This window comes from Pseudoalteromonas sp. KS88, assembly GCF_004766475.1.
In the GTDB taxonomy this organism is placed as follows: domain Bacteria; phylum Pseudomonadota; class Gammaproteobacteria; order Enterobacterales; family Alteromonadaceae; genus Pseudoalteromonas.
The window spans coordinates 86,695-97,465 of the sequence record NZ_PYHV01000002.1 but is presented as its reverse complement, the minus strand read 5'-3'; the positions used below and the strand labels follow the sequence as shown (position 1 = coordinate 97,465).

Sequence of the window (10,771 nt, the reverse complement as noted above, 5' to 3'; positions counted from 1 at the left end):
AGATGTGTATAAGAGACCGATATTGACTCGCTCATTGATGATGCTGCACAAACCGATGCTGAATCCGAGCAGCCAACTGAGTTGGTTGAAGAAGACGACGAATTTGATTTAGACGATATCGACTCGCTCATTGATGATGCTGAGCAAAGCAATGCACAGCCCGAGCAGCCAGCTGAATTGGTTGAAGAAGAGGACGAATTTGATTTAGATGATATCGACTCGCTCATTGATGATGCTGAACAGCCAACTGAATTAGTTGAAGAAGAGGACGAATTTGATTTAGATGATATCGACTCGCTCATTGATGATGCTGAACAGCCAACTGAATTAGTTGAAGAAGAAGATGAGTTTGATTTAGATGATATCGAAGGTTTAATCGATGATGCTGCAACAAACGAACAACCTCAATCAAATCAAGAAGCGCAACAAACAGCGAATGAGCATGACTCAGAACTTGATGAAGCGTTGTCAGATTCAATGGAGGACTTGTCAGCTGTTGAAGATGAGTTAAACGTTGATGATGTAGAAAATATAGCGTCGTCCCTCACTGATGAACCAGATTTAGAAGAACTTGAAGCAGAACCTGAGCTTGAAGCAGAGCCAGAGCTTGCAGAAGAGCCTGAACTTGAAGCAGAACCTGAGCTTGAGGAAGAACCTGAGCCTGAAGCAGAACCAGAGCTTGCAGAAGAGCCTGAAGCAGAGCCTGAACTTGAAGTAGAACCTGAACTTGAAGTAGAACCTGAACTTGAAGTAGAACCTGAACTTGAAGCAGAACCAGAACTTGAGGAAGAACCAGAGCTTGAAGAAGAACCTGAGCCTGAAGCAGAGCCAGAGCTTGAAGCAGAGCCAGAGCTTGAAGAAGAGCCTGAGCTTGAAGAAGAGCCTGAACTTGCAGCAGAGCCAGAGCTTGAAGCAGAGCCAGAGCTTGAAGCGGAGCCTGAGCTTGAGGAAGAACCAGAACTTGCAGAAGAGCCAGAGCTTGAGGAAGTGCCTGAACTTGAAGCAGAACCAGAACTTGCAGAAGAGCCAGAGCTTGAGGAAGAGCCTGAACTTGAAGTAAAACCTGAATTTGAAGCAGAGCCAGAGCTTGAAGCAGAGCCAGAGCCTGAAGCAGAGCCTGAACTTGAAGCAGAGCCAGAGCTTGAGGAAGAACTTGAGCCTGAAGCAGAGCCAGAACTTGCAGAAGAGCCAGAGCTTGAGGAAGAGCCTGAACTTGAAGCAGAGCCAGAGCTTGAAGCAGAGCCTGAACTTGCAGAAGAGCCAGAGCTTGAGGCAGAATCTGAGTTGTCTGAATTACCAGAGGGTGATGACTCAAACGTTATTATGGATGAAGAAGACCTTCTGGATGAATATGATGATCCTGCTTTAAAAAGTGTTGATGAATTACTAAATGAACTGCAACAAGAAGACGATTATGTTGCTGATCCACAGTGGTCTTCTACAGATGATCTTAATGATGATATTGAAGAAGTTGAAATAGATTTAGGGGATGACCCACTCGACGAAGAGGGAATTTCATCAGATATTGATTTAGCAGCTGAAGATGAATCACCTGAAACTGAAGATATAACTCCTAGTCAAGAGCTTGAAGAATACCCAGAGCTTGAGCTTGACTATGACGATATGGATTCACCTCAAAATGAGGCAGAACTTCCACTAAGTCAAACAGAGCAAGATCTTGCAAATGCGATGGCTGGCGGTCAAGAAATTGATAATTTAGAACATGATTTTGATGACGAACAGTTAATTGAAGATGACTTTATTAGCAATGAACCATTGGAAGATGAGCTTGATATTCCAGAGTCAAGTTCAGAGCTTGAGCAAACAATTACTCCAGAAGTCAATGAAACAGTGGATGTTGACCTCAATGATGAAAATGAAATAGATTCTTTAATTGATGATTCAAGCCAGAGCAATGAATTAGACGCATTCGCGCAAGATGAAGCTGTTGATGATGCTGAATTACAATTAAGTCAAGCTGAGCAAGACTTAGCTGAAGCTATGTCCGCAAATGAAAACTCTGACACATTAGAGCAAGATTTTGATGACGAGCCCTTGATTGGGGATGAATTACTGGTTGATGATGAAAAGCAAGAGCCAGTGTTTGACAGTCAACTTGATGATATCAATGAAGAGGCCCTTGGCCAGATAGCTAACGATGACGTTGCTACAGAGTTAGAAAGCAGTATTGATGAAACAAGTTTATCAGACGATGAACTTGATGATGACTTTATGGCCGATCTTACTCAAACTGATTTTGATTCTTTACTCAGTGAGTTAGCGGAGCCTGAGCCTTTAAACATTGAAGACAGTGATGATTTTGATGTTGACTTTGATGCGTTGCTTAATGAGGACCTAACAGAGCTGAATGGGTTAACTGACACGCCAGCAAGTGAGTTAGAAAGCTCTCAAAGCACCCTTGATCCTGTTGATGACGAATTTGTAGATATTGATGCCTTGATAGAACAAAGTGATGATGCAAGCCCTGAACACGAACCTTATGACGACATTGATATGGATGTGGGGCTAAGTGAATATGATGCATTATTGGCGGGAGAAAACCCGACTGATGTAGATTTAGAGAGCGGAGGCTACTCTGCCAAGCTTGATTTAGCGCGCGCATACATTGAAATAGACGATATGGACTCAGCGCTTGATGCTATTGAAGATGTTATAGCGAATGGCCCTGAAGAAGTGCAGCAAGAAGCGCAGAGTTTGAAGGCTAAATTAGGCTAATAGTGTTTTATATAAACAAAGGGTCTGAACTCACGTTTAGGCCCTTTTTTATTACACCTTTTAAATGAAAGGTGTGGCGATTAGTTTATTTGTATAGTGTCACTTTTATTAGATTGCTATATAGCATAAAATGCCTCGTTCATTAGCACAGTAGGTAAAGCAGTCATTATGCGAGTAGCACTTGGGGTTGAATACAACGGCGCACGATACAGTGGTTGGCAGCGTCAATCGCACGTTAACAGTGTACAACAAGAAGTAGAAACAGCGCTTTCGCGTATTTGTAATCACCCAGTTGAAATTGTTTGTGCAGGACGCACCGATGCGGGCGTTCATGGCACGGGTCAAGTGGTACATTTTGATACTGAGGCTGACCGAGAAATGGTTGCCTTTACAATGGGAATGAACACACTCCTACCAAAAGATATTGCTATTCGATTTGCGAAACCTGTCAGCGAAGATTTTCATGCTCGCTTTAGCGCAACAGCAAGGCGTTACCGCTACGTTATTTATAACTTCGCTTACCGCGGGGCGATTATGAATGAAGGTGTCACGCATTTTTATCACCCATTAGACGAAGTTCAAATGCAAGAAGCCTGTCAGTATTTAATTGGTGAGCACGATTTTACATCGTTCCGTGCGCTGCATTGTCAAGCAAACACAGCAAATAGAACTATTCATCACTTATCTGTTAAACGCCAAGGCGACTATGTGATTATTGATATAAAAGCGAATGCTTTTCTACATCACATGGTGCGAAATATTACAGGGTGTTTAATGGATATTGGATTACATAAGCACAAGCCGGTATGGCTTAAAGAGCTACTTGATTTAAAAGAGCGCGCAAAAGCCAGTGCAACGGCTAAAGCGGCGGGTTTATATCTTGTTGATGTTGATTATCCTGCGCAGTTTGAGATCCCATCAACAACGCTGGGCCCTTTATTTTTAGCAGATTCGGATAAATAAAGAATTTCTAAGCCGCCAGAAGTCAAGGTCATTTCACTACTAAGACCAGTTTTTTATACCGTCGGCGTGTAATTCATGTTTTAATTGAAAAAATTGTCTGCCTGTATATTCGGGCAGGAAGCGACACAGAACAGTATTAAGAGAGTTGCAAATGAGTTGGTTAGAAAAAATCTTACCTAAAACGACAAAATCTTCTGGCCGTAAAGAGATCCCTGAAGGGGTTTGGGCAAAATGTACAGATTGTGATTCGATTTTATATAAAGCAGAGTTAGAAAAATCACTGAATGTATGTCCTAAATGTGATCATCACATGCGGGTGAGTGGACGTAAACGTTTAGAGCACTTTCTTGATGATGCAGATCGTCAAGAGCTAGGTACCGAGCACGAACCAAAAGATGTTTTAAAGTTCAAAGATTCTAAAAAGTATTCAGACCGCATTAGCGCAGCGCAAAAATCAAGTGGCGAAAAAGACGCCTTAGTTGCGATGAAAGGTCGATTAAAAGGTATTCCTGTTGCTGCTGTTGCATTTGAGTTCTCATTTATGGGTGGCTCAATGGCGTCGGTTGTTGGCGCGCGTTTTGTAGATGCTGTTGACCAATGTTTAGAGCACAACATGCCGCTTATTTGTTTTTCTGCCTCAGGTGGTGCACGTATGCAAGAGGCGCTTATGTCGTTAATGCAAATGGCCAAAACCAGTGCTGCACTTGCTAAAATGAGTGAAAAAGGCTTGCCGTTTATTTCGGTGATGACCGACCCTACAATGGGTGGTGTATCGGCGTCATTAGCAATGTTAGGTGATATCAATGTGGCTGAGCCAAAAGCGTTAATTGGTTTTGCTGGACCACGTGTTATCGAGCAAACAGTACGTGAAACCTTACCGGATGGTTTTCAACGCAGTGAATTCCTACTCGAGCATGGTGCAATTGACATGATTGTAGACCGTCGTGAGATGCGTGATACGCTAGCTCGCGTACTGGCTAAATTTATGAACTTGCCTTCTACTGAACAAGAGCATAGAGTAGCGTAAATTTCAGCTTAACTGATTACACGCTATGACAAAAAATATTCCTAGCCAATCATCAAGCCTTGATGATTGGCTTTGTTATTTAGAAAGTGTTCACCCTGCAAATATAGCTATGGGGCTCGAGCGCGTAGCCGATGTTGCCAGCAACATTGGTTTATTAGACACCTCAAGTAAAATTATTCTGATTGGCGGCACAAACGGCAAAGGTACTACAGCACGTTGTTTAGAGTCACTCTTGTTGGCTCAAGGGCACAGTGTGGGCACGTATGCTTCTCCGCATTTAATTCACTACAATGAACGTGTTCGCATTAATGGCGCTGAGCTTGATGATCAATTTCACGTTGATGCATTTGACTTGTTAGAGCAGGGCCGTGGTGAAACACCATTAACGTACTTCGAATATGGCACCTTAGGTGCGTTGGCGATATTTAAACGCCATAGCGTGGATTACGTACTACTTGAAGTGGGGCTCGGTGGCCGTTTTGACGCTACAAATATCGTCACTCCTTATGCAAGTGTTATAACCACAATAGATTTAGACCACAAAGAGTACCTTGGCGATACCCGTGAATTAGTTGGCTACGATAAAGCGGGCATCTTTAGGGTTGATACGCCAGCTATCGTTGGGGATTTAAATATACCTCATACTGTGACTGATTACGGCACAGAAGTTGCGGCGGATATGTATCTTTCTGGTAAGGATTTTGTATTTAAAGAGCATCAAAGCAGCTTTACTTGGCAATTTAGTGAATTTGATTATGAGTTTGTGAAGCCAAGTATTCCTTGTCAAAATGCAGCCACTGCATTGACTACACTCGCTGTGCTTGATTTATTGCCTAGCAAAGATGTAATCAATAAATGTTTAAGTAATCTAGTGGTCGAAGGGCGCTTTCAGAGGCTAAGTTCATCGCCTTTGGTTTATACTGATGTTGCACATAATCCTGAATCAGCACGTTACTTGACCAAAAAATTAAAGCACTTAGCAGATCAAGGCTTTAAAGTTCATGCGTTAGTCGCTATGCTTAAAGATAAAGATAAAGTAGCTGTTTTAAATGAAGTAAGCCCTGTTATAGACCAATGGCATTTAGCTGGTCTTGATTGCTTTAGAGGCGATACAGTAGAAAACTTAGCCAATGCAATGAATAATGTAAAATCTCATGCACCACTGGCGCAATACAAGAATGTTGAAAGCGCGCTAAATGCTCTACTCCCAAAAATGGATGAGCGTTCAGTGCTCATTGTTTTTGGTTCATTTTTTACGGTTGCAGCAGCAATTCAATATTGGAAAAAATAGAGAGATACACAGTGAACTCAGGCTTCATAAATCGTTTAGTCGGCACCAGCATTGTAGTGATTGCAGCTATCATATTTATTCCAAATATATTGGATGGTGAGAAGGTGCATTACCAAGAAGGGTTTAAGGCCATACCTGAACGTCCTGAGTTCAAAACTATTGATTTGCAAGAAACAATAGATGACTCGTTTGCCAATGCTGAGCAACCAAAAATGCAAGTCGTTGAAGATATTTCAAATGATGATGCATTACTCAGTGACAGTAAAGCAGACAAGACGCCTGAAGTTATAACCGCAGAGCCTGAGTTCGTTACAGCAACAACGGATAGCAATGGGCCAGTAAACACACATTCAACTCCGGCGATTAATACTCAAAAACAGGTTGAGCAAGCCCCAGAGCCTGTTCGTCAGCCAGAAGAGAACCTGACCAAAATGGCCTATGTTATCCAGCTAGGCAGCTTTTCTCATGCAGCGAATGTTAAATCTCTTCAAGCTAAACTTAAGGCAAATGGTTTTAAAACCTTTACTCGTCCAGTTAAAACTCCAAACGGTACTTTAACCAAAGTTTTTGTTGGTCCATCGCTAGATAAAGCGCAACTTCAAAGCAAACTACCTGAATTAAAAGAACTTACAAAGTTAAACGGCAAAGTTACGCAATTCGAAGTAACAAAATGATCTGGCAATTGGGCGGGTTGTCTTATAGAATGCGCCCCAAATTAACGACTAGTTGGTTATTATGATCTGGGTTGATTACGCCATTCTTGGCATTATTGCACTGTCTACTATCATAGGTTTAATTCGTGGCTTTATTAAAGAAGCAATGTCTTTAGCCGTATGGGCCGGCGCTTTTATCATTTCTAGTTTATTTTACCAATATTTAGCCTCTTTCCTAACCAGTATTTCTGAACCCCTTTTAAGAAATGCAGCGGCCATTGCCATATTATTCTTTGCGACGCTATTGTTAGGCGGAATGTTAAACTACCTCTTAGGTGAACTTGTACAACGTACAGGCTTATCTGGCACCGACCGTGTCTTTGGCATTGTGTTTGGTGCACTGCGTGGCGTGTTGGTCGTGAGCGCGTTACTCTTCTTTCTTGATGCTTTTACCGGTGCGCCAAATACGCATTGGTGGGGTAATTCTATTTTGATCCCAGAATTTGGCTTTGTTGTTGAGTGGTTCTTTTCGTACCTCGAAAACAATTCAAGCTTTTTAAATTCGGTCAACCGTTAATCACCGAGGAAAAATTGCATGTGCGGTATCGTTGGAATAGTCGGAACATCTCCTGTAAATCAGGCGATATATGATGGCTTAACTGTTTTGCAACACCGTGGTCAAGATGCTGCGGGCATCATTACCATAGAGAACAACACGTTTAGTTTACGTAAAGCGAATGGCTTAGTGAAAGATGTTTTTCACACTCGTCATATGAAGCGCTTACAAGGGACTATTGGTATCGGCCATGTACGCTACCCAACAGCTGGCTCGTCTAGCTCGTCAGAAGCACAACCTTTTTACGTTAACTCACCGTTTGGTATCGCCTTAGCTCATAATGGTAACTTAACCAATGCAGAGCAGCTTAAAGAACAATTATTCTCTGAGGCACGCCGTCACGTTAACACGACATCAGATTCTGAAATTTTACTTAACATCATGGCTCATGAGTTAAGCAAAGCTGACAAACTGAAGCTTGATGCTGAAGATGTGTTCACTGCTGTCACTGAGGTTATTAGCAAAGTACAAGGTGGCTATGCAGCCATCGCAATGGTAATTGGCCATGGTGTGCTCGCATTTCGTGACCCAAATGGCATTCGTCCACTCGTATTTGGTAAGCGAGAAACTGCAAACGGTACAGAGTACATGTTCGCTTCAGAGAGTGTAGCACTAAAAACTGATGGTTTTGAGTTTGTACGCGATGTAGCACCAGGCGAAGCAATTTACGTAACCGAAGCGGGTGAGTTTTATTCTCAAGCTTGTGCTGAAAAAGCCTCTTATTCACCGTGTATCTTTGAGTTTGTTTACTTTGCTCGCCCAGATTCAAATATAGACCGTATGTCAGTGTATGCAACGCGCGTAAACATGGGCACTAAGTTAGGTGAAAAAATAGCCCGTGACTGGGCTGATAAAGACATCGATGTGGTTATTCCTATCCCTGAAACATCGTGCGATGTAGCGCTTGAGATAGCCCGCGTACTTGAATTACCTTACCGTCAAGGCTTTGTGAAAAACCGATATATTGGTCGTACTTTTATTATGCCAGGCCAAGAAATGCGTAAAAAGTCAGTGCGCCAAAAGCTGAATGCTATTGATCGTGAGTTCAAAGGTAAAAATGTTCTATTAGTTGACGACTCAATTGTGCGTGGTACTACTTCAGCTCAAATCGTTGAAATGGCTCGTGAATCAGGCGCTAAGAATGTTTACTTTGCCTCAGCTGCACCTGAAATTCGCTTCCCGAACGTGTATGGTATTGATATGCCATCTGCTGCTGAGCTTATTGCTCATGGTCGTGAAGTAGAAGACATTAACGCTAGCATTGGCTCTGATGGTTTAATCTTCCAATCACTCGATGACTTAATTGCCGCAGTTCGCCAAGAAAATCCAGAAATTAGCCGGTTTGAAACTTCAGTATTTGATGGTCAATACATTACTGGTGGCATCGATCAAGATTACCTTAATCGTATTGATAGACTGCGTAATGACTCCGCTAAATCAACGCGAGAAAGCGCAATGTCTTCAGGGTTAGAATTACATAACCAAGAAGAAAACGGTTCAGATTAACTGAATTTGCAAGCGCAAAAAAAAAGGAGCTAATTTAGCTCCTTTTTTGCATAGGAAAGGAAAATAACGAAACACATTTAATAACTTCTTTACGCCTGTTTTCTACTTCTAAAATTGCCTATCTCAGCTCAAGAACAACATTTATGTAAATGCTGGGTCAATAATGCCATTTGTCCACAACATAGCTGTGACTGCTAAAATAATTACCAATAGAATCAAGCCGCATGTAACAACTGAACTTGCGTAGATGAATCCCCTTTCTTCGGGAATGTGCATTAAAATCGGTACGCCAGTGTAAAGCAAATAGACAGAGTATGCTAATGCGACCATGCCTGCGCATACTACGAACCACAACTCAGGTATAAACGCTGCTAGTGCAGACATAAACACCGGCGTTGAAGTATAAGCTGCAAGCTCGAGTGTTTGAGTGAAAGTGGGCTTTGCCCCGAACGTAACCGCCATCCAATGAGATAAATAGGCAAGTGCAAAAACACCTATAATTAATGCGGCATACATGGCGATCGCAATTAAAAGTGCACTGTCATGCGTGAGGAAAACAGGGTTTCCGGCGCCAATGCTCCAGCCTAGATACACTGAAGAGTAATACCCCATTGCAGATGGAAATAATGCAATAAGCAGGATATGAGAAAGGCTATAGGTTAGGCTTTCATGACGGTTGTCTATCGTTTGCCACTCTTCAAGTGGGTGAGCATAAATGCCCCATAAATGGTTTAAAATCATTGCGTGCCCCTTAAAAGGATAAATTTACTGTTTTATTTTTATACAGCTTATATTAAGTTATGGTTCAGTAATTCGACCTTGTCAAGAAAGTGCCATTTGCTAAGGTGTATTAGACATTAGTAGAGGTTGAGCTGATTTATTTTTGTCGGTGTTCCATGGTAATATACGGTTTCTATTATTCTATTTTATGAGCAATTCCAACTGTGCCACATAGCGAACTTTTGCAACCAATCAACGACTTTTTAAACTGTGAAACGCCAAATGGTTGGATCGATAAAGCAACTAAAAAAGAAAACCTACCTATAATTCTGATCGATCACTTAATTTGTGAGTTAAAAGCCGCGCAAAGCGCAATGTTTTTAATAAGAAAATACGCAGTAGACAAGGAAAGTGGTGATGCTCTGCTTGAATGGCTTAAACCGTTTGAAACGCTTATTTACAAGCGTGAAGGAAATTGGCGTGATTTAGCATCCAAAAATAAACTAACGAAGTCTATTATTCCTAAATCTAACTCACCTTATGGGCAAGACTTAATTGATAAAATGGTGATGCTGATAAAAGAAGAGCTACATCATTTTTATCAGGTACTTGAAATTATGGATGAGTATGGCGTTGAATATAAAAGTATTACGCCGTGCCGTTACGCCAAAGGTATGTTACGCCACGTTAAAACCTTTGAACCAGACGCGTTAGTGGATAAACTGATAGTAGGTGCATATATTGAGGCCCGCTCATGTGAACGGTTTGCAAAACTTGCCCCACATGTTGATAAACGTCTAGGTGATTTTTATATTTCGCTCCTGCGTTCTGAGGCGCGCCATTATCAAGATTACTTAGCCTTAGCGCAAGAAATTGCACAGTTTAATATTACGGAACGGGTTGAATTTTTTGGTAATCTAGAAGCTGAGCTTATCTCTAGCCCTGATGAGGAATTTAAGTTTCATAGTGGATTACCCACCTAAAAATACACTAAACACCAAGCACTAAATTAATCAATAAGACATGAGCGGCTTCCTAATACACTCGATATCTCCTTGTTTTGTGTATTAGGGCACTTACCTTTTAAGTTTTATAAATATTTCTTCTTCCATTCAATCCATGATTATTTAATACATTTTTTTGATTTTTTTTAAATTTTTTATTTTTTTTCTTGGGCTTGCTGTTTGAGCGCCACATATAGCGGCTCTTTGGCGTTAACAATTACTATATAACTTACCAAAATAAAACACATTTATTGC

At 41.5% G+C, this 10,771-nt stretch carries 9 protein-coding genes; 8 read left to right on the top strand and 1 reads right to left on the bottom strand.

The window, feature by feature from the left end; translation table 11 throughout:
• Positions 1 to 81: 81 nt before the first annotated feature.
• The 7 genes from C7Y70_RS00980 to purF all read left to right on the top strand — a co-directional run bounded on the left by C7Y70_RS00980 (position 82) and on the right by purF (position 8,792).
• Positions 82 to 2,736 carry a FimV/HubP family polar landmark protein gene (locus C7Y70_RS00980; RefSeq protein WP_245321315.1) on the top strand — a complete coding sequence of 885 codons (2,655 nt, stop codon included), beginning with the start codon at positions 82 to 84 and terminating at the stop codon, positions 2,734 to 2,736.
• 168 nt (positions 2,737 to 2,904) lie between these two features.
• The gene (gene truA, locus C7Y70_RS00975; protein WP_099296134.1) at positions 2,905 to 3,699 is read left to right on the top strand and encodes a tRNA pseudouridine(38-40) synthase TruA; all 795 of its coding nucleotides are present in this window, start codon (positions 2,905 to 2,907) and stop codon (positions 3,697 to 3,699) included.
• 151 nt (positions 3,700 to 3,850) lie between these two features.
• Positions 3,851 to 4,726 carry an acetyl-CoA carboxylase, carboxyltransferase subunit beta gene (gene accD, locus C7Y70_RS00970; RefSeq protein ID WP_099296133.1) on the top strand — a complete coding sequence of 292 codons (876 nt, stop codon included), beginning with the start codon at positions 3,851 to 3,853 and terminating at the stop codon, positions 4,724 to 4,726.
• Positions 4,727 to 4,751: 25 nt separating this feature from the next.
• Positions 4,752 to 6,017: a bifunctional tetrahydrofolate synthase/dihydrofolate synthase gene (gene folC / locus C7Y70_RS00965; protein ID WP_135473065.1), complete on the top strand. Its 1,266-nt coding sequence runs from the start codon at positions 4,752 to 4,754 to the stop codon at positions 6,015 to 6,017.
• An 11-nt stretch (positions 6,018 to 6,028) separates the two neighbouring features.
• Positions 6,029 to 6,691, top strand: a complete 663-nt coding sequence (locus tag C7Y70_RS00960; protein ID WP_135473064.1) for an SPOR domain-containing protein — start codon at positions 6,029 to 6,031, stop codon at positions 6,689 to 6,691.
• A gap of 61 nt (positions 6,692 to 6,752) precedes the next feature.
• Positions 6,753 to 7,247 (top strand): CvpA family protein, encoded by a 495-nt coding sequence (locus tag C7Y70_RS00955; RefSeq protein WP_058561253.1) that lies wholly within the window; start codon positions 6,753 to 6,755, stop codon positions 7,245 to 7,247.
• Positions 7,248 to 7,265: 18 nt separating this feature from the next.
• Positions 7,266 to 8,792: an amidophosphoribosyltransferase gene (purF, locus tag C7Y70_RS00950; protein ID WP_099296130.1), complete on the top strand. Its 1,527-nt coding sequence runs from the start codon at positions 7,266 to 7,268 to the stop codon at positions 8,790 to 8,792.
• A gap of 141 nt (positions 8,793 to 8,933) precedes the next feature.
• Here the strand turns inward: purF and C7Y70_RS00945 are convergent, their stop codons facing one another.
• Positions 8,934 to 9,533 carry a Yip1 family protein gene (locus C7Y70_RS00945; protein ID WP_135473063.1) on the bottom strand — a complete coding sequence of 200 codons (600 nt, stop codon included), beginning with the start codon at positions 9,531 to 9,533 and terminating at the stop codon, positions 8,934 to 8,936.
• 203 nt (positions 9,534 to 9,736) lie between these two features.
• On the opposite strand from C7Y70_RS00945, the gene miaE reads away from it, so the two are divergent.
• On the top strand, positions 9,737 to 10,495 hold the full coding sequence (miaE, locus tag C7Y70_RS00940) for a tRNA isopentenyl-2-thiomethyl-A-37 hydroxylase MiaE (protein ID WP_135473062.1): 759 nt from the start codon (positions 9,737 to 9,739) through the stop codon (positions 10,493 to 10,495).
• Positions 10,496 to 10,771: the final 276 nt, after the last annotated feature.

Bases quoted from the DNA above. Each gene is read 5' to 3' on its own strand.
- folC (WP_135473065.1), top strand. From the start codon at position 4,752: ATGACAAAAAATATTCCTAGCCAATCATCAAGCCTTGATGATTGGCTT.
- truA (WP_099296134.1), top strand. From the start codon at position 2,905: ATGCGAGTAGCACTTGGGGTTGAATACAACGGCGCACGATACAGTGGT.
- purF (WP_099296130.1), top strand. From the start codon at position 7,266: ATGTGCGGTATCGTTGGAATAGTCGGAACATCTCCTGTAAATCAGGCG.
- accD (WP_099296133.1), top strand. From the start codon at position 3,851: ATGAGTTGGTTAGAAAAAATCTTACCTAAAACGACAAAATCTTCTGGC.
- C7Y70_RS00955 (WP_058561253.1), top strand. From the start codon at position 6,753: ATGATCTGGGTTGATTACGCCATTCTTGGCATTATTGCACTGTCTACT.
- C7Y70_RS00945 (WP_135473063.1), bottom strand. From the start codon at position 9,533: ATGATTTTAAACCATTTATGGGGCATTTATGCTCACCCACTTGAAGAG.